This is a genomic window from Solimonas marina, assembly GCF_012241385.1.
Lineage (GTDB): Bacteria > Pseudomonadota > Gammaproteobacteria > Nevskiales > Nevskiaceae > Solimonas > Solimonas marina.
In genome coordinates, this window is sequence record NZ_JAAVXB010000005.1 from 169,033 (window position 1) to 192,405 (window position 23,373).

Annotated in this window: 20 protein-coding genes; 7 read left to right on the forward strand and 13 right to left on the reverse strand. The window is 66.0% G+C overall.

Going from position 1 to position 23,373, the window contains the following annotated elements; genetic code table 11:
- Positions 1 to 57: 57 nt before the first annotated feature.
- The 8 genes from G7Y82_RS11080 to G7Y82_RS11115 all read right to left on the reverse strand — a co-directional run bounded on the left by G7Y82_RS11080 (position 58) and on the right by G7Y82_RS11115 (position 9,108).
- Positions 58 to 954, reverse strand: a complete 897-nt coding sequence (locus tag G7Y82_RS11080) for an efflux RND transporter periplasmic adaptor subunit (protein WP_168148171.1) — start codon at positions 952 to 954, stop codon at positions 58 to 60.
- Positions 955 to 969: 15 nt separating this feature from the next.
- Complete coding sequence (locus G7Y82_RS11085) at positions 970 to 1,167, reverse strand: DUF1656 domain-containing protein (RefSeq protein WP_168148173.1); 198 nt, start codon at positions 1,165 to 1,167, stop codon at positions 970 to 972.
- Positions 1,157 to 3,280 (reverse strand): FUSC family protein, encoded by a 2,124-nt coding sequence (locus G7Y82_RS11090; protein WP_168148175.1) that lies wholly within the window; start codon positions 3,278 to 3,280, stop codon positions 1,157 to 1,159. The genes G7Y82_RS11085 and G7Y82_RS11090 overlap by 11 nt, the downstream gene beginning before the upstream one ends.
- On the reverse strand, positions 3,277 to 3,792 hold the full coding sequence (locus G7Y82_RS11095) for a MarR family winged helix-turn-helix transcriptional regulator (protein ID WP_168148177.1): 516 nt from the start codon (positions 3,790 to 3,792) through the stop codon (positions 3,277 to 3,279). Before G7Y82_RS11095 ends, G7Y82_RS11090 begins: the two co-directional genes overlap by 4 nt.
- Positions 3,789 to 5,297, reverse strand: a complete 1,509-nt coding sequence (locus tag G7Y82_RS11100; protein WP_168148179.1) for an efflux transporter outer membrane subunit — start codon at positions 5,295 to 5,297, stop codon at positions 3,789 to 3,791. The genes G7Y82_RS11095 and G7Y82_RS11100 overlap by 4 nt, the downstream gene beginning before the upstream one ends.
- 64 nt (positions 5,298 to 5,361) lie before the next feature.
- The gene (locus G7Y82_RS11105) at positions 5,362 to 7,437 is read right to left on the reverse strand and encodes a M3 family metallopeptidase (protein WP_168148180.1); all 2,076 of its coding nucleotides are present in this window, start codon (positions 7,435 to 7,437) and stop codon (positions 5,362 to 5,364) included.
- A gap of 119 nt (positions 7,438 to 7,556) precedes the next feature.
- Positions 7,557 to 8,498 (reverse strand): GIDE domain-containing protein, encoded by a 942-nt coding sequence (locus G7Y82_RS11110; protein ID WP_168148181.1) that lies wholly within the window; start codon positions 8,496 to 8,498, stop codon positions 7,557 to 7,559.
- Between the two features lie 34 nt (positions 8,499 to 8,532).
- Positions 8,533 to 9,108 carry a LemA family protein gene (locus G7Y82_RS11115; RefSeq protein WP_436286671.1) on the reverse strand — a complete coding sequence of 192 codons (576 nt, stop codon included), beginning with the start codon at positions 9,106 to 9,108 and terminating at the stop codon, positions 8,533 to 8,535.
- Positions 9,109 to 9,195: 87 nt separating this feature from the next.
- Between G7Y82_RS11115 and G7Y82_RS11120 the strand changes: the two genes are divergently transcribed.
- From G7Y82_RS11120 to gpmA, 3 genes are all read left to right on the forward strand, one after another.
- Positions 9,196 to 10,173 carry an alpha/beta hydrolase gene (locus G7Y82_RS11120; RefSeq protein WP_168148183.1) on the forward strand — a complete coding sequence of 326 codons (978 nt, stop codon included), beginning with the start codon at positions 9,196 to 9,198 and terminating at the stop codon, positions 10,171 to 10,173.
- On the forward strand, positions 10,173 to 10,697 hold the full coding sequence (locus G7Y82_RS11125) for a gamma carbonic anhydrase family protein (RefSeq protein ID WP_168148184.1): 525 nt from the start codon (positions 10,173 to 10,175) through the stop codon (positions 10,695 to 10,697). The genes G7Y82_RS11120 and G7Y82_RS11125 overlap by 1 nt, the downstream gene beginning before the upstream one ends.
- Positions 10,698 to 10,868: 171 nt before the next feature.
- A complete protein-coding gene (gene gpmA / locus G7Y82_RS11130; protein ID WP_168148186.1) occupies positions 10,869 to 11,621 on the forward strand; it encodes a 2,3-diphosphoglycerate-dependent phosphoglycerate mutase in 753 nt (250 codons plus the stop codon).
- 147 nt (positions 11,622 to 11,768) lie between these two features.
- Here the strand turns inward: gpmA and G7Y82_RS11135 are convergent, their stop codons facing one another.
- Positions 11,769 to 12,287 (reverse strand): hypothetical protein, encoded by a 519-nt coding sequence (locus G7Y82_RS11135; protein ID WP_168148187.1) that lies wholly within the window; start codon positions 12,285 to 12,287, stop codon positions 11,769 to 11,771.
- Between the two features lie 562 nt (positions 12,288 to 12,849).
- Between G7Y82_RS11135 and G7Y82_RS11140 the strand changes: the two genes are divergently transcribed.
- From G7Y82_RS11140 to G7Y82_RS11155, 4 genes are all read left to right on the forward strand, one after another.
- Entirely contained in the window at positions 12,850 to 14,583 is a 1,734-nt protein-coding gene (locus tag G7Y82_RS11140; RefSeq protein ID WP_206370572.1) for a ClcB-like voltage-gated chloride channel protein, read from the forward strand.
- A gap of 73 nt (positions 14,584 to 14,656) precedes the next feature.
- On the forward strand, positions 14,657 to 15,952 hold the full coding sequence (locus G7Y82_RS11145) for a c-type cytochrome (RefSeq protein ID WP_168148189.1): 1,296 nt from the start codon (positions 14,657 to 14,659) through the stop codon (positions 15,950 to 15,952).
- A gap of 5 nt (positions 15,953 to 15,957) precedes the next feature.
- A complete protein-coding gene (locus G7Y82_RS11150) occupies positions 15,958 to 16,437 on the forward strand; it encodes a (2Fe-2S)-binding protein (RefSeq protein WP_168148191.1) in 480 nt (159 codons plus the stop codon).
- The gene (locus G7Y82_RS11155) at positions 16,434 to 18,734 is read left to right on the forward strand and encodes a xanthine dehydrogenase family protein molybdopterin-binding subunit (protein WP_168148192.1); all 2,301 of its coding nucleotides are present in this window, start codon (positions 16,434 to 16,436) and stop codon (positions 18,732 to 18,734) included. The genes G7Y82_RS11150 and G7Y82_RS11155 overlap by 4 nt, the downstream gene beginning before the upstream one ends.
- A 51-nt stretch (positions 18,735 to 18,785) precedes the next feature.
- Here the strand turns inward: G7Y82_RS11155 and G7Y82_RS11160 are convergent, their stop codons facing one another.
- The 4 genes from G7Y82_RS11160 to G7Y82_RS11175 all read right to left on the reverse strand — a co-directional run bounded on the left by G7Y82_RS11160 (position 18,786) and on the right by G7Y82_RS11175 (position 23,345).
- Entirely contained in the window at positions 18,786 to 20,912 is a 2,127-nt protein-coding gene (locus G7Y82_RS11160) for a TonB-dependent receptor (protein ID WP_168148194.1), read from the reverse strand.
- A gap of 55 nt (positions 20,913 to 20,967) precedes the next feature.
- Positions 20,968 to 21,264: a hypothetical protein gene (locus G7Y82_RS11165; protein WP_168148196.1), complete on the reverse strand. Its 297-nt coding sequence runs from the start codon at positions 21,262 to 21,264 to the stop codon at positions 20,968 to 20,970.
- Positions 21,265 to 21,351: 87 nt separating this feature from the next.
- Positions 21,352 to 22,584, reverse strand: a complete 1,233-nt coding sequence (gene clsB, locus G7Y82_RS11170) for a cardiolipin synthase ClsB (protein WP_168148198.1) — start codon at positions 22,582 to 22,584, stop codon at positions 21,352 to 21,354.
- Positions 22,581 to 23,345 (reverse strand): endonuclease/exonuclease/phosphatase family protein, encoded by a 765-nt coding sequence (locus tag G7Y82_RS11175; protein WP_168148200.1) that lies wholly within the window; start codon positions 23,343 to 23,345, stop codon positions 22,581 to 22,583. The genes clsB and G7Y82_RS11175 overlap by 4 nt, the downstream gene beginning before the upstream one ends.
- Positions 23,346 to 23,373 lie beyond the last annotated feature (28 nt).

The following is a 23,373-nucleotide window of genomic DNA, read 5'->3' on the forward strand; positions in this document are numbered from 1 at the left end:
CGCAGCAACGGGGCGTCGGCGCAAGCGCCAAAGCCCCGATTTTCGGTGAAGATTTCGTCATCCGGCCGGCGCCGCGGCGGCCTGTTTCGTGTCCTGCTTGCCGGGCTTGATGACGACCGTGCAGGTCTGTCCGGCGATCAGCGGATGATGCTCGAGGTCGTCGATGCTGATGCGCACCGGGATACGCTGCGCGAGACGCACCCAGTTGTAGGTCGGGTTGACGTTGGCAAGCATCGAGCGGCCGACCGTGTCGTTCTGGTCGGTGATGCCGCGCGGCACGCTTTGCACGCGGCCGGTCAGCTCCTCGCCGTCCATCATGTGGATACGGACCGGGTCGCCAGCGCGGACGCGCGGCAGCTTGGTTTCCTCGAAGTAGCCGAGGATGTAGTACGAATGCGCGTTGATCAGCGCCAGCACCGGTTTGCCGACCGACGCGTAGTCGCCGACCTGCGCAGTGAAGTTGGTCACGTACCCATCGACCGGCGCGTGAATCTCGGTGCGTTCGAGGTTGAGTTTGGCAACGTCGAGCGCCGCCTGTGCCGCGTCGTACTTGGCGTCGGCGGCCGCGGCCTGCGACGAGGTCGTCTCGCGGTTTTCCTTGGAGATGACCAGGCTGTCGAGCTTGGCGCGACGTGCGGCCTCCTGCTTGCGCAGATGACGCTCGACGTCAGCAGCCTTGAGTGCGGCTTCGGCCTGATCGACGGCCATCTGATAGCGCTTGTCGTCGATGCGCATCAGCAGATCGCCTTTGTGCACGTATTCGTTGTCGTGCACCGGAATATCGGCGATCAGGCCGGCAACGTCGGGGGCGATCGCCACGACATCGGCGCGTACGCGGCCGTCGCGCGTCCACGGTGACAGCATGTAGTGATCCCAGAGGGCAGTGCCGACCATGACCGCGATGACGCAGATCGCGAGGGTCATGAGGATGCGCAGGGCTTTGATGGCGTTCATGGGGACAGTCCGGATTCAGTAGAGCAGCAGGCCGCCGGCGCCGAACAGGCAGGCGAACAACGCGAGCCGGAACAGCGGCGGATGCCAGACGTAACGATGGAGATTGGCGCGCGCCATGAGTCCGTCGATGATCCAGGTCACCGCGGCGGCGATGACGAAGACCACGATCAGACTCGGGAACAGGATTCCGGACAGCGCGAATTCACGCGGCATGAGCAGCTCCGGCGGACAGCGATTCAGGGTGGTCGGCGGCGTCGAGCAGGCCGGCGCGCAACCGGTACAGTGCATGCAGCAGACGCTGACGGGCGGCGAGTGCGGCCGGCGCATGCAGGTGCATGGCGCCGACGTCGGCGATCAGATCGTCAAGACGCTTGAGTGCGCGCCGACGGCGCAGGGCCGAAGCCTGTTCGGCGACGCGCACGACGGCATCGAGCGTTGCCGACATCGCACCATGCAGCGGTGCGAGGTCGGCATGGGTGGCCAGCGTGCGGCGCGCGTCGATGATCGCGTGGCCGATCTCCAGCAACGACAAGCCGTAGTTCTGAGCGTCGGTGATGGCGGCTTCGGAGATTTTGGTGGTGATCGAAATCTGCATCTGCAGATCCCGGCAATGACTCTCGAAGCGGGCGCGCAGGCCGTCCAGCGGCCGCGTACAGACTTCACTGAGCTGTTTGCGCAGCGCATTGAGCAAACGGTCCAGACGCACCGCGCCCTCGGCCGGTATCAGCGTGCTGAAGACGATGCCGCCAGCGGCCATGCCGAGAAACAGCGACAGCCCCTGATTGAGCAGCGAGGCCGGGTCTTGAATCATCGGCGTCTGTGGCGCTGCCAGCGACGCGAAGAACAAGGCAGCCGGCAGGCCGACGCCGGCCGTCGCCGGTTGCGCGGCGAGCCATAGCGCCGGGATCATGATCGGCAGCATCGACACGATCAACATCGTGAAGCTGTCGCCGACCGCGGGCTGCAGGATCAGGGCGTACGGCCAGCTCAGCAGCGTCGAGAAGACCGCGCCGAGCATCATCTGCCGCGTTGCGAGTACCGGCGTCGGTGACGCCGCGAAGAAGCAGCAGACGATGCAGGCGATCAGCGCCGCACCGGAGCCGGCCGACCAGTCGGTGGCAATCCAGAACGTGCAGACCAGCACCAGCGCCAGCGCCGCGCGGGCGCCGGCGGCAATGGCCGTCGGCAGATCGCCATGCGGCGTGAAACGGCTGCTGTCCGGCAGCGCCGGGCGCAGTGCAGCCGGCGGCACCGCGTGCGCGAGCGAGGCATAGAGACGTGTGTAGGTGATCAGTTCGTCACCGAGTTGGCGCAGCAGATCGATGCCGCTGTGGAATTCCGGCGCCTGCTCCGGCGGGATGCCGGATGCGTCGACCGGCATCGATAGCGCGGCGACCGCGGACTCCAGACGTGGCAATGTCGTGCGCGCCTCGGCGGCGCTGCCCGGCGGGTCGGCGAGCACGTCGATCAGGGATTTGGCGCGCGTACAGACGATGCGGTCGATCAGGTCGCCGCCCTTGGCGCGTTGCCGCGCGAGCAGGCGTTCGAGCGCATGGAAGCTGGTCAGCGCTGCCATGAACGCGACATTGAGCTGCTGCAGGCGCGGATTGCGGATGCGCACTTCGGGATCTTCGAAATACACCGAGGCACGCAGCGACTCGAAGCGCATGATGTCGCCGGCCAGGCGCGCGTGGCGGCGCGCCGATTCACCCGGTTCGTCTCGGCTCGACAGGGTGCCGGCGATCAACATCGCAAAGTCGCGATAGCGGGTGCGCACCAGCTCGACCAGCGCCGGCGCCAGGCGATGCGGGAACACGGTGTCGGCGACGACCCCCGCGCACAGAATGCCGAGCAGCACTTCGCTGACGCGTGACAGCGCAGTATCGAAGGTCACGCCGGTGTGCAGCGCTGCCGGGAAGCCGATGATCAGCGCCGTGTAGCCGGACAGGATGAAGCCATAGGCCTTGAAGTCGCGGAAATAGGCCGAGCCGGCAGCACAGATGCCGACCCATAGCGCGACCGAGCCGATGAACAGCTCGCGGTATTGCGCGAACAACGAGACGAACAGCAGGGTCACGCCGCAACCGATCAGTGTGCCGAGTGCGCGATAGACGCTCTTGGCCAGCACCAGACCGCTCTGCGGCTGGGCGACGATGATGACGGTGATCATCGACGTCGACGGCCGGTCCAGGCCGAAGCGCATCGACAGCCACATCGCCAGCGCCGCCGAGACGATGGTGCGGAACACGAACAGCACCGTGATGCGCTGCGGTGGCGTCAGGCCGAACAGTTGGCGGCCGAAGTGACGCAGATCCGTGCCGCTCATGTGCGGTCTCCGAGGCTGGCGGCCAGCACGCGGCCGAGCATGGATTGCAACTGTTCGAGTTCGGCCGCGCTGAAGCCTTCGTAGAAGCGACTGACCAGTGCCCAGATTTCCGGCTGCACTTCCTCGATCAGGCGTTCGCCGGCCCGGGTCAGGCGCAGCTCGATGCGACGGCGATCGTCGCTGCTCGGCTCGCGGCGGATCAGCTTGCGCGCGTACAGCTCGTCGCAGACGCGGGTCAGGTTGGTCGGCTTTTCGCCGGTCGCGGCGGCCAGCTCCGATGCGCTCATGCCGGCGCCGGCGTTGCCATACAACACCATCATCGTTGAATACGTGGCGTAGTTCAGTGCGTGGCGCTTGAGCACGACGTTGCTCAGCTCCTGCGAATGCTTGTGCGCATGCGTCATCAAGCGCGCCGCGAGCAAGCGTTCGTACGGCATGTCGGGCAGGCGTTCGCGAACGCCGAGCAGGGCGCGCTCGATCGCCATGTGGCGCGGGTGCTTGTCGGTCTTCAAGGCTGGGCCTGCGCGGTGTCCGGCGCCGCCTGAGTGGCGTCGGCCGGCGGTTCCCGCGTCGCGGCTGGCAGCCCACCGCCGATCGCTTCGACCAGCAGCGCCTGCGCGGCCATGCGCTGCGCGCGCAGCGCGGCGCTGTGCTGCTGCTGCGCGATCAGCGCGTTTTCGGTGGTCAGCACTTCGACATAGTTGGTGAGGCCGGCGCGGAAACCGCGCATGGCCAGGTCGTTGGCATGCTGGGCAGTGGCCTGCGCTTGATCGATCTGCTGCTGCTGGCGTTCGAGGCCGCGAATCGTCGCGACCTGATCGGCAACCTGCTGCAGCGCCTGCACGATGGTCGCGTTGTACGCGCCGACGGCTTCGTCGTAAGCCGCGGTCTTGCCGCCGAGATCGGCACGCAGGTGGCCGCCGTCGAAGATCGGCAGCGAGATCGCCGGGCCGACGCCACCGACCATCGCGTCGGTGTTGAGGTAGTGATAGAAGCCCAGCGATTCGAGGCCGACCATCGCCGAGATGTTGACGTTCGGATAGAAGCGCGACTTGGCGACCTTGATGCCTTCGCCAGCCGCTTCGACCTGCCAGCGGCGTGCGACGATGTCGGGGCGGCGGCCGATCAACTCGGCCGGCAACTGGCTCGGCAGCAGCGCTTCGGGCGGCAGTTTCAGGGTCGGCCGTTCGATGTGGTCGCCGGCGCCCGGTCCCTGGCCGCAAAGCGCGGCGAGCTGATGCTTGCCCAGTTCGATTTTCAGCTCGGTGGCATCGATCTCGGCCTGCACGGTCGGTACCGCCGACTGGGCCTGCGACAGCTCCAGTTCGGTGCCGATGCCGGCGCTGAGGCGGCGCTGAGCGATGTCGACCAGTTGCTGGCGATTCTTCAGGTCCTTGCTCAGCAGATCGTGCTGCTCGTAGGCCAGCGTCATCTGTACATAGGCCTGCACGATGTCGCTCTGCAATGCCAGCCGTGCTGCCTGTTCGGCGGCGGCACTGGCGTACATCTGCGCCAGCGAGCCCTTGATCGCCGCTTCGTCACCACCCCATAGATCCAGCGAATAGCTGAAGTCCAGGTGCAGGGTGTTGGCCCACCACCACTCCCGCGCATACGGCGACGGATAAAAGCTCTGCCCGGTGAACAGCGTGTCGACGTTCGATTCGGTGAGCTTGACGTCGGGTTCGGCGGCGGCCTTGGCAAGGCCGGCCTGCGCCGCCGCGGCGCGAATCCGCGCGCGTGCCACGTCGAGCTTGGGGTTGCCGATGGTCGCGGTGGCGATCAGGCGGTCGAGCTGTGCGTCGCCGAAGGTCGTCCACCATTTTGCGTCCGGCCAGGGCGCATCCGGTTTTTCGCCGTTGAGGGTCTGGCCGGCCTGCAGTGTCGTTGCATCGACGGTCTTCGCCTGCGGGGCAATGCCGTCCATGCTGGCACAGCCGCCCAGCAGCGCCAGTCCTGCGGCGCCAGCGGTCAGCAGCGCGCGGCGCCAGCCGATATCGACCATAAATGAATAGTTCATAAATGAAGTATATCCGCAAGAAGAAGCCCGCGTAAAGCGGGCTTCTCGGTCCAGGCCCTGTGCGTCAGGCGGCCTGGCCGACGTCCTCGCCGAGGCCGTTGTGACGCAGCAGCGCTTCGATACTCGGCTTGCGGCCGCGGAATTCGATGAACAGGTCCATCGCTTCCTTGGAACCGCCCTGGGCGAGGATGGTGTCGCGGAAACGCTGGCCGGTTTCCGTGGCGAAGCGACTTTCCTCGAAGGCCGCGAACGCGTCGGCCGACAGCACCTCGGCCCACTTATAGCTGTAGTAACCGGCCGCGTAACCGCCGGCGAAGATGTGCGAGAAGCTCCACGGCATGCGGTTGAACGCCGGTGGCTTCATCACCGCCACTTCGTCGCGCACGCGGTCGAGCAGCTGCAGCACGCGCTCGCCGTGCTCGGACTTGAAGCCGGGGTCGAAGTCACGATGCAGGCGCAGATCGAACAGCGCGAATTCGAGCTGGCGGACGGTCGCCATGCCGGCATGGAAGCGGCGCGACTCGCGCAGCTTGTCGATCATCGCTTCCGGCATCACCGCGTCGGTCTGCCAGTGGTGGGCCAATTGACGCAGCGTCGCCGGGTCGTAGCACCAGTTCTCCATGAACTGGCTCGGCAGCTCGACCGCATCCCAGGATACGCCGTGGATGCCGGCGACCGATGCTTCGTCGACGCGCGTCAGCAGGTGATGCAGGCCGTGGCCGAATTCATGGAACAGCGTGACGACTTCGTCGTGCGTCATCAGCGCCGGCTTGCCGGCCAGTGGCGGCGTGAAGTTGCAGGTCAGGTAGGCGACCGGCTGTTGCAGGCCGTGCGCGGTGCGGCGGCGGTTGATGCACTCGTCCATCCACGCGCCGGAGCGCTTCTCGGCGCGCGCATACGGATCGAGGTAGAACAGCCCGAACGGCACGCCTTCGCCGTCCTTCAGCGCATAGGTGGTGACGTCGGGGTGCCAGGTTTCGATGTGGTCGACGGCTTCGATGGAAATGCCGTAGAGGCGCTGCACGACGTCGAACATGCCGCGCACCACGCGATCGAAGGCGAAGTACGGCCGCAGTTCCTCGTCGGACAGGCCCAGCGTTTCTTCCTTCTGCTTCTCGGCGTAGTAGGCGGCGTCCCACGGCGCGAAGTCGCTCAGGCCGTCGCGCTGCTGGGCGAACGCGCGCAGCGCGTCGAGGTCGGCTTGCGCGCTCGGCTTGGCGCGCTGCGCCAGATCGACGAGAAACGCTTCGACCTCGTCCGGCGTGTCCGCCATCTTGGTCGCCATCGACAGCTCGGCGTAGTTGCCGAAGCCCAGCAGCTGCGCGAGCTCGTGACGCAGCGCGAGGATTTCCTCCATCAGCGCGCTATTGTCGAACTGGCCGGCCTGCGGCCCCTGATCGGACGCACGCGTCGCATAGGCTTCATAAAGCTCGCGTCGCAACGCGCGGTTGTCGCTGTAGCTGATGACGGCGTCGAAGCTCGGGAAATCCAGCGTCAGCCACCAGCCTTCGAGGTTCTTGGCCTTGGCGCGCTCCTGCGCGGCCTGCCTGGCCTCGTCGGTCATGCCGGCCAGCTCGGCCTCGTCGGTGACGTGTTTGCCCCAGGCCTGGATGGCATCCATCAGGTGCTCTTCGAACGTCGTCTGCAGCTCCGACAGACGCAGCGAGATCGCCTTGTAGCGTTCCTTTTTCTCCGGCGGCAGGCCGATGCCGGACAGGCGGAAGTCGCGCAGTGCGTCGGCGATGACCTTGCGCCGCACCGCGTCATAGCCCTGGAATTCGTCGGACGCCGCCAGCGCCTCGTAGGCGCGGTACAAGGGTTCGGACTGCGAGACCTCGACACCGTATTCGGTCAGCTTCGGCAGGCAGGCGTTGTAGGCGCGGCGCCAGTCGGCGGTGGCCTTGACGCTGAACAGGTGCGAGACCGGACCCCAGGCGCGCTGGATGCGGTCGCTCATGTCCTCCAGCGGCTCGACGAGGCGATCCCAGCTCGGTGTCTGGCCGCTGTCGAGCAGGGCCTGCAGTTCGGCGCGGTTCTTTGCCAGGACCTCGTCGAGCGCGGCTTCCGCGTGTTCGGGGAGGATGGCGGCGAAGGCCGGCAGAGGCTGGGTGATCGCGTCGCGTAGCAGCGGGTTGTCCATGAGCGGTCCGGGCGGAGCAGGGCGGGACGGTATTCTGGGGACGGACCCCGCCCATTTCGAGGACCGCACACTCAGAAGATTGAATTTTCTCGCTATTTTCGCGCGATGCGACGCCGCGCTCAGCTGCTGCCGAAGCGACGGATCAACAACCAGGCGGTGGCGATGGCGATCGGCAGCGAGGCCGAGACCAGCAATGCGGCGCTGCGGCGCAGGCGCCGCGCCAGCTGCTCCTGCGACAGCGTCGAAATCAGAAAGCGACGGCCGTCGCCGGGACGGCGCAGCACGTGCAGGTCAGGCTGCAGGCTGCGCTCCAGCTGCGCGTTGCGGACTTCGGCGAGTGCCGCTGCACGTGCCGCCTCCCACTCGACGAGGCTGATCTGGCCGTCGCCGTCGGTGTCGAAGCGACGCAGCAGCTCGCGGTGATCGCGCTTCCAGTCGGCCAGCAGCTCACGCACGTCACGCGCGACGTTGGTGTCGGTGACGGCGGACTGGCTCTGGAAACGGCCGTGCGCGTACAGCGGATCGCCGACGCAAACCAGCAGCTCGCGATAGCGGTACTGGCCGCCACCGACGCTGAACCAGGAGCGCCGGCGCGGTGCCGGGCCGGGAAATGGCGTGTGCCCGGACCAGGCGCGACTCTGACTCGGCAGCACTTCGGCGCCGTAAGGGTCGACGATGCATTCGCCGCTGTCGTCGGCCAGCGTGAACAGCTCTTCGGAGCAGCCGGCGCGCAGCAGCTGCCATTCGCGGCGTTGGCGGCTGCCGTCGTGGTAATCGCGGCGTTGCTCGACGCGGAACTTCCACCACACGCAGCGCGTGCCGGTCAGCGGCGAGACGATCGGCGGGCCGGGCAGCAGCCGCGCGAAGCCGCGCAGCTCGACGTAGCCCTGTGCGGCGGAGCGGATGCGCGACGGCGGTGTGTCTTCGAGCAGGCGGGCGCGCTGCAGGCGTCGAAAGCCGAACACGAAACTGCCGACCGCCAGCGCCGCCAGCGCGGCGATGCACAGCCAGAAGGCATTGGGCTTGCTTTCGACGATCGCCGCGCCGAGCGTCGCGAGCATGTGGGGAACGACGTGGAAGCTGGAGGCGCCGCGATCAGCGGCTGAACAGCGCGTGCAGGTCGACGTCACGCGTCTCGTCGGCGCTGAACTGCAGCAGTTCGGCGGCACGGAACGTGAACAGCCGCGCGATCAGCACATCGGGAAACTGCTCGATGCGCACATTATTTAGATTGACGGTCTCGTTGTAGAACTCGCGGCGGTCGGCGATCGCGTTCTCGAGCCCGGTGATGCGGCCCAGCAACTGCTGGATCGAATGGTCGGCCTTGAGTTCCGGATAAGCCTCGACGGTGGCGATGATCGAGCCGAGTCCGCCACGCAGGCGGCTTTCGGCCTGGCCGACGGCGCGGATGTCCCCGGCCTCGCGGGCCTGCTGCGAGCCGGCGCGCGCCGCCATCACCTGCTCCAGGGCACTGCGCTCGAACTGCATGTGCTGACGGCAGGTCTCGACCAGCTTCGGCAGCTCGTCATGGCGCTGTTTGAGCAGTACATCGATATTGCTCCACGCCTTGCCGATCGCGTGTTTCAGATTCACCAGGCCGTTGTAGATGATGATCGCGTACGCGAGCAGCGCCAGCGCAGCCGCGAGCCAGATGAACGACGTCAGCATGATTCCCCCCCGGAAGTGCAGACCCAGAGCATGCGGCAATTCAGCTGTGCGCGCTACCATATCGGCCTCAACGTAAAACCGATGCGTACCATGTCGCGACTTTTCGTGCGGGTTGCCGCCCTGATGGCGGTCCTTTTGGCGTTTGGCGGCTGCACCTCGCAGTCCATGCTGAACGATATGACGACGGACAAGGGCTACACGCTGACGGCCGATGTGCCGTATGACCGTCAACACGACCTGAACCTGGACGTCTACAGTCCGAATAACGTCCAGAACGCGCCGGTCGTGGTGTTCTTCTTCGGCGGCTTCTGGCAGCACGGCGACAAGACAATGTACAAGTTCGTCGGCCAGGCGCTGGCCGCCAACGGCATTGTCGCGGTGATTCCGAACTACCGGCTTTATCCGCAGGTGCGCTTCCCGGCCTTCGTCCAGGACGGCGCCAATGCCGTGAAGTGGGCACGCGACAACGCCAAGAACTTTGGCGGTAGTCCCAACAAACTGTTCGTCATGGGGCATTCGGCCGGCGGCCATATCGCCGCGATGCTGGCGCTCGATCCGGAATACCTGAAGGCCGTCGGCGGCACGCCGCGTGGCTGGCTGCGCGGCATGATCGGCCTGGCCGGCGCCTACAGCTTCCTGCCGATCACCGACCCGACGCTGCGCGACCTGTTCGGTCCGGGCGAGCCGCAGCCGAACACGCAGCCGATCTTTTTCGTCGACGGCCAGAACCCGCCGCTGTTCCTCGTGCATGGCGAGGACGACAAGGTCGTGCCGATTTCCAACACCAAGGATCTGGCGCAGTCGGTGACCAAGGCCGGCGGCCCGGTCGAGACGCTGATCTATCCGAAGATGTCGCACGACCTGATCCTCAACTCGTTCGCCTCGGTGCTGCGCAAGCGCACCGACGTGCTGCAGCAGGTGGTCGACTTCATTCATCGCAAGTCCAATGGCCAGCCGTCGCAGCCGGCCAGCGGCTTCAAGGCCAAGCCGCTGCAGCAGGATCAGCCGAGCGGCGGCCAGGTCTTCACCGATTCGATCGCCGACACGCCGCCGACGCCCGTCCACTGATGATTCGCCGCTACGCCGGGACCGCCCCGCGCCTCGGCGCGCGGGTCTATGTCGACGAGCAGTCGGCGGTGATCGGCGACGTGACGCTCGGCGACGACGTGTCGGTCTGGCCGTTCGCGGCGCTGCGTGGCGACGTCAACCGTATCGTCGTCGGCGCCCGCAGCAACGTGCAGGACAACGCAGTGCTGCACGTGACCCACGACGGCCCGTATTCGCCGGGCGGCGTGCCGCTGCTGATCGGCGACGACGTGACCGTCGGCCACGGCGCGATCCTGCATGCCTGCACGATCGGCGACCGCTGCCTGATCGGCATGGGCGCGATCGTCATGGACCGTGTGGTCGTCGAAGACGAGGTGTTGATCGCCGCCGGCAGCATGGTGCCGCCGGGCAAGCGACTGCAGCGCGGCTGGCTGTACCGCGGCTCGCCGGCGCAGCCGGCGCGCGAACTGACCGTCAGCGAACTCGAACATTTCCGCTATTCGGCTGCGCATTACGTGCGACTCAAGGACCGTTACTTCGAGTGATGGCGCGGTCGCGGGCGCCACGGCCGATCGGCGGTAAAATAAGGAATTGACGGAGCGTGGCCTGCGCGCGGCGCCCCGTACGGATGCAGCCACGGAGCCGGCCGGTCGCCGATACCGCCCACCGGTAGCTGCCATGTCATCTCGCGGCATCGCCGCCAACCGGAGAACCCAGTGACCCGCAAACTTGTCCTGCTGCGCCACGGCCAGAGCCAGTGGAATCTCGAAAACCGCTTCACCGGCTGGGTCGACGTCGACATCACCGACGTGGGTCGCAAGGAAGCGGTGGCGGCGGGCAAACTGATGCGCGATGAAGGCCTGCAGTTCGACGTCGCGTACACGTCGGTGCTCAAGCGTGCGATTCGCACCAACTTCACCGCGCTCGACGAGATGGACCAGATGTGGGTGCCGGTCTACAAGAGCTGGCGCCTCAACGAGCGCCATTACGGTGCGCTGCAGGGTCTCGACAAGGCCGAGACCGCGGCCAAGCACGGCGAGGCGCAGGTCAAGATCTGGCGCCGCAGCTACGACATCCCGCCGCCGGACATGGCGTCCGACGATCCGGGCCATCCGAAGTTCGACCGTCGCTACGCGGCGCTGGACGAGCAGGCGCTGCCGGCCACCGAATCGCTGGCGACGACGCTGGAACGCGTGCTGCCGTATTGGCACGACGCCATCGCGCCGGATCTCAAGGCCGGCAAGACCGTGCTCGTCACCGCGCACGGCAACTCGCTGCGCGCGCTCTACAAGTATCTCAACAAGGTCTCACAGGACGAGATTCTGGAGATCAACATTCCGACCGGCATCCCGCTGTTGTTCGAACTCGGCGACGACCTGACCGTGCAGTCGTTCCGCTACCTCGGCGATCCGGAGGCGGCGAAGAAGGCTGCCGAAGCGGTGGCCAACCAGGCCAAGTCCAAGGCATGAACGCAGAGGCAGTGAAAAGACCGGGCATGTCCCGGTTTTTTTTGTCTGTCGTCCCGGGCGTGCTCCTTCTGGTGTCGTTGTTGTGCGATGGCAGCCTGCGCTGCCGTGGCTAGCTACGCTCGCGCACCTCCAGGCCAGCCCGATGCCTTAGCCGAGCGCGGTGAGCGAGTGGGCGAAGATGGCGATCCACGGATTTTCATTTGGGCCTTCTTCTATAAGTACGATGTTCGGGCACGAAGAGGCACTGCTTTTGATGTTGGCTATACGTTCTGGGGAGCGTGCAACGAATAGTGCCCAGATGTTGACGGATTTACTTTCGCCGGACCCAGCTAGCGCCGCACCGCCAATGATCTCCAGTGTGCTTTGGCACTCGCGTTCGAAGGCTCGTCCCACATGCGACATCCGCTCGGCCTTTAACTCCACGTAGTAGCGCTTGTTTTTGTGCTGCACCTCGAGGTCGGCGTAGCGCTCTCGGTCGTAAGTCGATGAGAGGTATTTTTTTTCGAGCGCAGTTGCCGTGCCGGCTTTTTCTAGGGCCCTGGCGATTTCGATCTGCAGCCAGTTTTCCCAGCCACTGCCTAACGATCTCACATCATCGATGTCTTTCTTTAGGCTCACGCAGATGCTGACGAGGACTTTGCTAGAGAACTCGGTTTTTGGAGACATGTGGTGGATCTCGATGCCTTTGCCGGCGGGGCTGCGAGGAACAACTGTGCATGCTGTGTTTCCGATACTAGTTCTTCGCGATAGGAAACGCTTGCAAGATCCAAGCATCGCCTGATGTCGCCCTGGTCGAAACACGAAAATGCAATGTGGTCGATCTACTCAATGCCCAGACACGCCGCGCCTTTGGGGAATTTTCCACCACATGCATAATGTCGCGGCCGGTGAGTTAGAGCTAATAGCCACAACCTCGGGGGCAGGTTGGTCACCGGCTTGCAAGTCGAGGACGTCGGTGTAGATGCGCCGCGGCGTTTTGATGTGGCCGCGCGGGGCGTGCAGGCTATATCGATTGAACCCTGTGACGTCCATCGTTGAATCTTCTGTTTCGTGCTCGGCGGGCCATGTTGTCCTGCAACTCATGCGGCTCGTTATCGGAGCCTACGATAGCGTCGGTTGGTGTTGCGAATTTGCAGGCGGAATTTATTCTTCATCTTTGCTGCGGCATCGTATTGCTGTTGCATCGTAGAATTGACGTCTCTTTCCCGGCGCCACGAGACCCTCTGTTTTGAGTCAGCCCTGGACCTGTTCGCTGCGCAAACGCTCGCTGCGCTGGTGGCGACGTGACGCGGTGCTGCCGGCGGCGCTGCTGGCGATTCCGATTGGCGTGCTGGCGGCGCTGGTGACGAATCTGTTCCGGATGTCGATCGACTTTCTCGACACCACGCTGCTCGGTTCGCAGGCCGATATCACCGTGCACTTCGCGCAGTTGCCCGTCGAATGGCGGCTGCTGTTGCCGGCCCTTGGCGCGCTGGTCGCCGGCCTGCTGCTGTGGTGGGATCGGCGACTACCGGTCGAGTCGGGCAACAACGACTACATGGATGCGGTGGCCGAGGGCGACGGCCGCATTCCGTTGCGCAGTTCGATCCTGCGCTCGTTGTCGTCGCTGTCGTCGATCGTCACCGGCGGTTCGATCGGCCGCGAGGGCGCGATGGTGCAACTCGCGGCGCTGTCCGGGTCGTTGACCGGCAGACGCTGGGCCGATCTGACCACGCTGCGTCTGTGCACCGCCTGTGGCGCCGCCGCCGGCCTGGCCTCGGTCTATCACACGCCGTTGGCCGGCGCGATGTTCGTTGCTGAAGTGGTACTCGGCTCGATCACCGTCGAGGGCCTGATTCCGTTGTTCGCATCGGCGGCGGCGGCGACATTCACGATGCATGCGCTCGGCAACGGCGGCGCGCCATTTGCGCTGGTGCAGCGCGCGCCGGTCTTCGACGGACTCGATCTGATGCTGCTGCTGCCGATCGGCATCATGGCGGGGCTGCTCGGGCCGCCGTTCCTGATGCTGCTGGCGCGATCCCGGCGTCTCTTTGCGGCGCTGCCGTGGCCATTGCCGCTGCGCATGGCGTTCGGTGGGCTGCTGATGGGCGCGATCACGATTGTCGTGCCGGAAGTCTGCGGCAACGGCTATGCGCCGATCCTGTCGATCCTGCACGACGCGTCGATGTCGGTGCCGGTGGCCTGGGTACTGGTCGCGAAAATCACGGCGACGCTGTTGATCGTCGGCTCCGGCGCGGTCGGCGGTATTTTCACGCCGTCGTTGTTCATCGGTGCGGCGCTCGGCAGTGTCATCGCCGGTGCGGCGCAATTCCTGCCGTTGAGCGGGCACGCCGATACGGCGCTGCTGGCCTTGGTTGGGATGGGGGCGTTCATGGCCGCCGTCAGCCGCGCACCGCTGATGGCGATCCTGATGGTGTTCGAGATGACGATGGACGCAACACTGCTCTTGCCGCTGATGTGTGGCAGCGTCGTCGCGTACGCGGTGTCGAGCCTGCTGCCGGTGCCGTCGTCACTGTATTCGGTACTCGATCGGCGACGCCTGAAATTGTCGGAAATCCGCGAATACGAGGGTACGCCGCTGGCGGCGCTGGTCCGGCCGCCGACGCAGACCTTGACGCCCGACGACACGCTGAGTGACGCGCTCGAAAATTTTCGCCGCGGTCGGCGGCGCTATCTGCATGTGATCGATGCTCAAGGGCGATTCGTCGGTGCGCTGTCGCTGCATCGCGTTTACGACGTGCTGTATCGCACACCGGCTGCGTCTTCATCGCCAGTGCGCGATTACGTCGAGGCGGACTTTCTCGTGCTGCCGGCCGACCGCACGCTGGCGCAGGCCTGGGACGTGCTGACGCAGCATCCGATCGAATGGCTGCCGGTGGTCGACGATCTCCGGCAGCGCCACATGCTCGGCGTCATCAGCCGTCGCGAGATCCTGTCGCACGCCAACGAACTGCGGCGCTGAGCTGCTGCTTGGAACATCCGCGCGTCGAGGTCTATGATCGCCACCTGTCGGAAACCGACTCCGGGGAGGCCCAGTGCTGAAGCGGCTATTGGTGGTGCTAGGGGTGGTCGTCGTTTGCGCGTTCGCATTCGGCATCTATGCGTGGCGACCTGCGATCGCTCCGATCCAGCCCGCGCCGGCATCCTCGTTTTCCGCCGAGCAGATCGCGCGCGGCGCGCAGCTGGCCAGCGCCGGCTACTGCGAAACCTGCCATACCGCGAAGGGCGGCGAGCCCTATGCCGGCGGCTACGCGATGGACACGCAGTTCGGCACGATCTACTCGACCAACATCACGCCCGACGTCGACACCGGCATCGGCAGCTGGTCCGAGCCCGCGTTTCGCCGTGCGATGCACGAGGGCGTGGCGCGCGACGGCTCGCACCTGTTCCCGGCCTTTCCGTACGACCATTTCAGCAAGCTCAGCGACGACGACGTCGCCGCGCTTTATGCGTACTTCATGACGCGCAAGCCGGTGCATGCCGAGGCGCCGCGCAATACGATCCCGTTCCCGCTCAATATCCGCCTGCTGCAGGCCGGCTGGAAGCTGTTGTTTTTCCATCCGGGGCGCTACCAGCCGCAGGCCGAGCGCTCTGCGCAGTGGAATCGCGGCGCCTATCTGGCCGAAGGGGTCAGTCACTGCGGTGCCTGTCATACGCCGCGCAACGCGCTCGGTGCCGAGCGGCACGATCAGGCCTACGCCGGTGCCGCCATCGATCACTGGATTGCACCGCCGCTCAACGGCTCGAATCCGTCGCCCGTGGCCTGGGATACGGATGCACTCGTCGCGTATCTTTCGACCGGCGTGACACGCTATCACGGTACCGTGGCGGGGCCGATGGCGGCGGTGACGCGCGGTTTGTCGAAGCTGCCGGCAGACGACGTCCGCGCGATCGCGACCTATTTCGCCGATCTCGACGGTGCGGCGACGCGCTCGGGTGATACCCCGGCGATCCTGGCCAAGGCCCTGCAGCTCAGCGCGATCGGCAGTGGACCGACGGCCGATCCGGCGGCGCGTTTGTACGCCACAGCCTGCGCGTCCTGTCATTACAACAGCGGCGAGCAGGTCCAGCCGCTACGCCCCGAGCTGTCGTTGACCAGTGCGGTGCATCTCGACGATCCGACCAACCTGATTCAGGTGATTCTGTTTGGCATCGACGCGCCCGACGGTGCGCCGGGTGTGGTGATGCCGGCGTTCGGCCGCGGCTTCTCCGATGCCGATGTGGCGCAGATCGCTGCATATCTGCGTGCGACGCGGACCGACCAGGCCGCGTGGCCCGATCTCGAGAAAAAGGTGGCGCAGGTGCGGGCCACCGCGCAGCAGCAGGATTGATTCCGATGACCAACTTCACCATCAACGGACGCGCGGTGACCAGTGAAGCGGATGGCGAGACGCCGCTGCTGTGGGTCATCCGCGACGACGTCGGCTTGACCGGTACCAAGTTCGGTTGCGGCATCGGCATGTGCGGCGCCTGCACCGTACATGTCGGTGGCCGTGCGACGCGTTCTTGCATCACGCCGCTTGCTGCTGTGAGCGGTGCCGACATCACCACCATCGAAGGTCTCGATCCGCACGCCGACCATCCGGTGCAGCGGGCCTGGCGCGAGTTGCAGGTGCCGCAGTGCGGCTATTGCCAGTCCGGGCAGATCATGCAGACCGTCGCCTTGCTCAAGGATTTTCCGAATCCCACGGATGCTGATATCGACGCGGTCATGACCGGCAGCTTGTGCCGTTGCATGACTTATGTGCGCATCCGCGAGGCGATCAAGAAAGCCGCTGCCGCGATGGCGGCTGCCGATCATGGAGCGCAGGCATGAGCCGCGTGCGCGCGCTGGCCGAAGCCGGCCATCCGCTGTCGCGACGTCGCTTCCTGGTGACGATGGCCGGCAGCGCGCTGGCGTTCGGCTTCCCGCGCCTGGCCGATGCGGCGATGAACCCGGCCATGCCCGGCAACACGCCGATGCCGGCGACGGCACCGGAGCTGTCGCCGGATCTGTGGTTCTCGATCGACGCCGACGGCGTCATTCGCGTCAACATCATTCGCGCGGAAATGGGTCAGCACGTCGGTACGGCCCTGGCGCGCATCCTGGCCGACGAGCTGGAAGCCGACTGGAGCCAGGTCCGCATCATTCACGTCGACACCGATCCCAAATGGGGCCTGATGGTCACCGGCGGCAGCTGGTCGGTGTGGCAGACCTTCCCGGTGTTCAGCCGCGCCGGCGCCGCCGGCCGCATCGCGCTGATCGAGGCCGGCGCCAAGCTGATGGGGGTGGCGCCAGCGCATTGCACGGCGCGCAGCGGGCACGTGATCGCCGGCGGACGCTCGCTGTCCTATGGCGAGATCGTGCGTCGCGGCGGCGCACTGCGCAGCTTCAGTGCCGACGAACTCGACAAGCTGCCGATCAAGCCGGTTGCCGAGCGCCGCCTGATCGGGCAGCCGGCCGATGCGCTTGATATCGCGCGCAAGGTCGATGGTACCGGCCTCTACGGCATCGATGCCAAGGTGCCGGGCATGGTCTATGCGCGGCCCCGGTTGCCGCCGACGCGCAACGGCTCCAAGGTCGTGTCGGTCGACGACAGTGCCGCGCGCAAGGTCAAGGGCTATATCCGCAGCCTCGTCATCGACGATCCGTCGCAGACCGTGCCCGGCTGGGTGTTGGCGATCGCGCAGAGCTATCCGGCTGCGATGCGCGCCGCCGATCTGCTCAAGATCGAGTGGCAGGCCGGTGAGGCGGCCGATCTCAGCGAACAGCAGTTGCAGGAACATGCGCGCGGACTCGTCGATCGCAGCGATGGCGGCGTTCGCCTTGATGTCGGCAGCGACGAAACCGCGTCGGCGTTCGATGCGGCGGCCAGCACACTCGACCAGGTCTATACGACCGCCACCGTGCTGCACTTTCAGCTCGAACCGCTCAATGCCCTGGCGTTCGAGAAAGACGGCGTGATGGAGGTTCACACCGGCAATCAGTGGCAGTCGCTGGTCCTGCCGACGCTGGCCAAGGCGCTCGGGCGGCCCGAGAGCGCCATCGTCATGCGCACCTATCTGCTCGGCGGCGGCTTCGGTCGCCGGCTCAACGGCGACTACGCGGTGCCGGCAGTGCTGGCTGCGAAGGCACTCGGCAAGCCGGTCAAACTGGTGCTGACGCGCGAGGACGATGCGCGCTTTGATTCCGTGCGCTCGCCGTCGGTGCAGCGCGTGCGCATGGCGTTCGACGCCAAGGGCGAGGTGCAGGCGATGGAGCATCACGCCTGCGCCGGCTGGCCGACCAAGGTGATGGCCAGCCCGCTGCTGGCCAAGGGGCTCGACGGCCGTTACGACCCGTTTGCGATTTCCGGCGCCGACCATTGGTATGACGTCGGCCGCCAGCTGGTGCGGGCGATCCCGAACGAACTCGCCAACACCGGCTTTCGTCCCGGTTGGTTGCGCTCGGTCGGTCCCGGCTGGACCAACTGGGCGCTCGAAAGCTTCATGGACGAGGCCGCTCTGCACCTCAAGCAGGATCCGGTGGCGTTCCGCCTCAAGCTGCTCGACGGCAAGGGCCGCAATGCCGGCAGTGCGCCGAACGCCGTCGGTGGCGCCTTGCGTCAGGCCGAGGTCGTGCGCCGCGCCGCGCAGCGCGCCGGCTGGGGCTCGCCGCTGCCGAAGGATACGGGGCTCGGCATCGCGACCAGCTTCGGCCAGGAGCGCGACATGCCGACCTGGGGCGCGTGCGTGGCGCGCGTGCACGTCGATCGCAAGAGCGGCGCAGTGACGGTCGAGAAACTGACAGTGGTGGTCGATGCCGGAACGATCGTCGATCCGGACGGTGCGTTGGCACAGACTCAAGGCGCGGTGCTCTGGGGCCTGAGCATGGCTTTGCATGAGGGCACGGCTTTCGCGAATGGCCTGGTGCGCGACGTCAATCTCGATACCTACACACCGCTGCGCATCGCCGACGTGCCGGTGCTGGACATCCATTTCGTCGACAGCCAGCAGGTGCCGGTCGGGCTCGGCGAGCCGGGCACGACGATCGTCGCGCCGGCGATCGGCAATGCCATCTTCGCGGCCGTCGGTGCCCGTCTGCGCGATCTGCCGATCACTTCGGCGTCGGTGCGCAACGCGCTGTCGGCGTAAAAGAACCGGTACCCGCCGCGGACGTGGCGGCGGGTATCGGCGTCGTACGGCTTACAACGACATTCTGAACCCGACGTAGACCGAGCGACCCGGCGCCGGCACGCTGTCCTTGACGAACGAGGTCGAGCGGCGGATGTCGTCGTTCAGCAGGTTGCTGCCGCGCAGATAGACCGACGCGCTGTGCTCGCCGTCGGCGCCGACGTACAGCTTGTAGCTGAGGTCGGCGTCGAGCAGCCGGTAGCCCGACGTCTTCGTTTCCAGCGGCGCGTTGTCGTTCTGGTGGTCGACGAAGGTGTAGCGGAGGCCGCCTTCGGCGCGACCGTAGCTGCCGTCGAACGCCAGGCCGACGCGCAGCGGCGGTATGCGCGGCAGGTTCTCGCCGCCGCTGAGTTTGGCGCGCACATAGTCGCCGAACAGCTTGGAGTTAAGCTTGAACGGCCCGTTGCGGATCAGCATGACGTTCAACGCCGCTTCGAAGCCGTAGAGTCTGGCGTTGGCCTGGCGGTAGTCGGCGAGCACCAGATTGCCATCCGGATCGAACTCGCCTTCTTCGTCGACGCGGTCGGCAACGCCGTCGCTGCTGGGCGTGCCGCTGCCGTCGGCGTTGAGGCCTTCGTCGACCTCCGACAGGTACAGATAGTGGCGGATGTCGTTGTAGTAGACGCTACCGTTGAAGGTCCAGCCGTCGCCGTGATGGTCGAACCCGACCTCGACGTTGTTCGAGTCTTCTGTCTTGGCGTCGACCGACCCGCGTTCAAAGGTGGCGGTGGCGCCGTGCGGGCCGAACGCGTACAGCTCCTCGGGGACCGGCGAGCGTTCGGCGTGCGTCGCGTAGAGCTTCAGGTGCGAGGTGTCGCCGACGTTGAAGATCGAGCCGAGCGATGCCGAGAACGGCGTGTAGTTGCGGTCCGGGTAGCCGCCGGCCGGGGTGTTGGTGTCGCGCTCGATGCGCGCGCCGAATTCCAGTTTGCCGAGGCTGTAGGGCTTTTCTTCCATGAAGAACAGGCCGGCCTGACGGCTGTAGACCGGTGGCACATAGGCTTCCTCGCCGAGCGCGCTGAAGTCGCGCCAGTTGAATTGCACGCCGACGACGCCGCGAAAGCCGGCGACCGGTACGTGCACGGCTTCGAGCCGGCCCTGATACTGCTGGTTGTGGAAGACGGTGCCGGGTTCGCCCTTGGCCTCGAACTCGGTATGGTCGTACAGCGAAGAGCCGGCGCGAAACTTGATCGACTCCAAGCCTTCGATCGGCTTGTTGAGGATGATCTGCGTGTCGAGGCGCGTCTGGTGCAGCGAAATGAACGCGGTTTCTTCGACCGGCAGCCCATAGTTGGTGACAAAGCGGTTGCCGGAGAATCCGAAGACGTCGCCGTTGCCGTCAACATAGGCGTAGGACAGCGCGCCTGACTGTGCGCGTAGCTGGCTGTTGTCGAGCGTATCGTGGCTGCCGCTGTGGTCGACGCCGGCGTAGCCCGGGATGTCGTAGTCCTCGGCTTCGCGAAAGCCGTAGTCGGCGTGCAGCATGTGGCCACCGGTTCCGTAGTTCAGCTCGCCGCTGACCGAGCCGGCGTCGCCGTTGCTGCCATACGACGTATCGAGCGCACCGTGCAGGCCGTCGGCGACCGCCGTCGGCAGGCGGCCGTTGTCGACGTTGACGACGCCGCCCGACGCGCTGTTGCCGTACAGCAGTGTCGCCGGACCCTTGAGGATTTCGATTTGCCGCGCCTGGGCCGGCGCGATGGTGACATTGTGGTCGGGCGACAGGTCGGAAACGTCCATCACCGACAGGCCGTTTTCCAGCATTTCGACACGCGGGCCGGCCAGGCCGCGAATCACCGGGCGTCCGGCGCCGGCGCCGAAGTCGGTGGTCGACACGCCGGGCTGGCCCTCTAGCGTTTCGCCCAGCGTGCCGCGCCGCGCGCGATCCAGATCGGCGCCGCTGAGGACGTCAACCGGCTGTACCAACTCGTCGGACGTGCGGCCGAGCGGGCTGGCGGTGACGACGATTTCGGCCGGCGCATTTTCATCGCGATCACGCACGTCGGCGTCCGCGAAGGCGAGTGCCGGAAAGGCCATGGCGGCCAGCATCAGCGGTTTCAGGGACAGCGCCGCAGCGCCGCTCGGAGCAAAAGGCAAAGGGGTGCGCGCGCGGCGCACATCCGCAAACAAGGCGGGCATGGGGATTCCTCGAAGACAACGACAAAGACGGGCGCGCGGTGGCGCACCCGGACGATCAGATGGTGCTGACGGTCGTTGCCGGTGGGCCGCGGATGCGGAGCTGGCCGCGCGGCGCAAGATCGAAGAGGACGGCGGTCGTGGTGGTCGGTGTTTCACCGACCGCGAACACGGCGGGCAGGTGCAGGCCGGGTGCGAGCGCGCCGCCGCTCAGCCCTTGGGCGTGCGCGCAGATCTGGCAGGTCGTGTCGGCCTGCAGTGCCGGATGTTCGAAATCATGGGCGAGCGCCAGCCACTGCCCGAGCACGAGGCCCAGGGTCAGCAGCAACAATCGCAATGAATTCGTGCGGCGCATCACGGTTTCCAGTCCGCGACCATTGTGCCGGCGCGCCGGACGCATCGCATGACCGTTCTGTCAGGCGGCGCGCCGTAGAACTGCGGATCAGGGCGGCGTGTCAGCCTCAACCGAGGGGAGGGTCGCGTGCTTCGGAGCGTGCGCTGGCAGCCAACCGGCCAGCGACGGCAGGCGGCGGCTGATGTGATAGGCGAGATAGCTCATCAACTGGCGAATCATCGTGCGTCGCGTCGCTTCCTCGGGACCGATCTCGCGGCAGTGTCGGTCCATCAGCCGCGTCAGGCTGGCGTCGATGTCGCGCACCAGGCCGCGATCGTGTACGACGAGATTCGCCTCGAGATTGAGGAACAGGCTCAGCGGGTCGAGGTTGCTGGACCCGACCGTGGACCAGTCGTCATCGATGATCGCGACCTTGGCGTGCATCGGCCGCTCGCAGTATTCGTAGATGTGCACGCCGGCGCGTAACAGGTAATCGTGCAGGGTATTGGCGGCCCACTGCACCCATTGCATGTCGGGATTGCCCTGCAGGATCAGCCGCACGTCGACGCCGCGGCGCGCGGCGCGGCGCAAATCACGCAGCAGGCGATAGCCGGGGAAGAAGTAGGCATTGGCGATGACGATGCGATGTTTGGCCGCGCGAATGCCGACGCGGTAAATCCGCTCGATGTCGGCGCGATGGCGGCCGTTGTCGCGAATGACGAACGCGACCAGCGCATCGCCGACGCGTGTGGTCGGCACCATGGCGGCTTGTTGTTGCTGACGCGCACGGCGTCGCAGCCAGCCCCAGGGGCGGCGGCGCGGCGGTTCGTCGCTGGGCAACATGCGCAGCATTTCGCGATAGATGTCGGCGACGGCTGGCCCTTCGAGCTCGAGCGCGTAGTCCTGCTTCGAATGCGGCCCGTAGCTGCGCAGATGGTCGTGTGAAAAGTTGATGCCGCCGCACCAGGCGATGCGCTGATCGATGACGATCAGCTTGCGGTGCAGGCGGCGGAAGATATGCGTGCGATGACCAAAGATGCGCTTGACCGGATCGTAGATGTGGATGCGCACGCCGGCGTCGATCATCGGCTGCAGGAAATCCTGCGTCAGCGTTTCCGAGCCCCAGCCGTCCACCGTCATCTGGATCTGGACGCCGCGGCCGGCGGCTTCGAGGACGGCGTCGCGCAAGGGTTGCCCGGCAGGGTCGTCGAAGAAGATGAAGGTCTCGAGCAGGATTTCACGCTGTGCCTGCGCCATCATCTCGAACACGCGCGGATAGAATTCCTCGCCGTTTTCGAGCAGCGCGACGCGGTTGCCTTCGTGCCAATGCGTACGGCTCATAGCTGGACCTCGGCGGTCAGTGCGGCATGGTCTGACAGGCGCGACCACGGGCGTGCCGACAGCACGCGCGGTCGCGAGATGCGGGCATTGCGATAGTAGATGCGATCGAGCTTGAACAGCGGCCAGCGCACCGGGAATGAGCGCGCCAGCCGCCCACGGTGTTGCACGAAGGCCTCGCGCAGGCCGCAGCGTTGCAGGCGTCGGTTGGCGAGCAGCCACCAGTCGTTGAAATCACCGGCGACGAACAACGGCGCGTTGGCCGGAATGTCCTGCGAGATCAGCCGGCAGAGGTGCTGCACCTGCTGGCGCCGATGCGTTTCGCGCAGGCCCAGATGCACGCAAACCGTGTGCACGTCGATCTCGCTGTGCGGTACGCGCAGCACGCAGTGCAGCAGGCCACGCTCCTCGTGCGTGCCAATCGAGATGTCATGGTTCTCGTAGCGCACGATCGGGAACTTCGACAGCAGTGCATTGCCGTGATGACCTTCGGTGTAGACCGCGTTGCGGCCATACGCGAAGTCCTGCCAGACCGAGTCGGCGAGAAATTCGTACTGCGATTTCTGCGGCCATTGCGGATAGCGCACGGCATGCGCCTCGTGGCTGCCGAGCACTTCCTGCAGAAACACCACATCCGCTGATTCGGCGCGCACCGCTTCACGCAGCTCGTGCAGCACGAAGCGCCGATTGAACGAATTGAAACCCTTGTGTGTATTCAGCGTCAGCAGCTTGAAGGCCGCCGTCGCGTTCGTGGCTGCGTCCATGCGCCCTCGACCGGCATGCGGGAAGGTC

What these genes read in the sequence shown, in the direction of transcription:
- G7Y82_RS11080 (WP_168148171.1), bottom strand. Translation starts at nt 954, where the DNA reads ATGAACGCCATCAAAGCCCTGCGCATCCTCATGACCCTCGCGATCTGC.
- G7Y82_RS11085 (WP_168148173.1), bottom strand. Translation starts at nt 1,167, where the DNA reads ATGCCGCGTGAATTCGCGCTGTCCGGAATCCTGTTCCCGAGTCTGATC.
- G7Y82_RS11090 (WP_168148175.1), bottom strand. Translation starts at nt 3,280, where the DNA reads ATGAGCGGCACGGATCTGCGTCACTTCGGCCGCCAACTGTTCGGCCTG.
- G7Y82_RS11100 (WP_168148179.1), bottom strand. Translation starts at nt 5,297, where the DNA reads ATGAACTATTCATTTATGGTCGATATCGGCTGGCGCCGCGCGCTGCTG.
- G7Y82_RS11105 (WP_168148180.1), bottom strand. Translation starts at nt 7,437, where the DNA reads ATGGACAACCCGCTGCTACGCGACGCGATCACCCAGCCTCTGCCGGCC.
- G7Y82_RS11110 (WP_168148181.1), bottom strand. Translation starts at nt 8,498, where the DNA reads ATGCTCGCGACGCTCGGCGCGGCGATCGTCGAAAGCAAGCCCAATGCC.
- G7Y82_RS11120 (WP_168148183.1), top strand. Translation starts at nt 9,196, where the DNA reads ATGTCGCGACTTTTCGTGCGGGTTGCCGCCCTGATGGCGGTCCTTTTG.
- G7Y82_RS11125 (WP_168148184.1), top strand. Translation starts at nt 10,173, where the DNA reads ATGATTCGCCGCTACGCCGGGACCGCCCCGCGCCTCGGCGCGCGGGTC.
- G7Y82_RS11135 (WP_168148187.1), bottom strand. Translation starts at nt 12,287, where the DNA reads ATGTCTCCAAAAACCGAGTTCTCTAGCAAAGTCCTCGTCAGCATCTGC.
- G7Y82_RS11150 (WP_168148191.1), top strand. Translation starts at nt 15,958, where the DNA reads ATGACCAACTTCACCATCAACGGACGCGCGGTGACCAGTGAAGCGGAT.
- G7Y82_RS11155 (WP_168148192.1), top strand. Translation starts at nt 16,434, where the DNA reads ATGAGCCGCGTGCGCGCGCTGGCCGAAGCCGGCCATCCGCTGTCGCGA.
- G7Y82_RS11160 (WP_168148194.1), bottom strand. Translation starts at nt 20,912, where the DNA reads ATGCCCGCCTTGTTTGCGGATGTGCGCCGCGCGCGCACCCCTTTGCCT.
- G7Y82_RS11165 (WP_168148196.1), bottom strand. Translation starts at nt 21,264, where the DNA reads ATGCGCCGCACGAATTCATTGCGATTGTTGCTGCTGACCCTGGGCCTC.
- clsB (WP_168148198.1), bottom strand. Translation starts at nt 22,584, where the DNA reads ATGAGCCGTACGCATTGGCACGAAGGCAACCGCGTCGCGCTGCTCGAA.
- G7Y82_RS11175 (WP_168148200.1), bottom strand. Translation starts at nt 23,345, where the DNA reads ATGGACGCAGCCACGAACGCGACGGCGGCCTTCAAGCTGCTGACGCTG.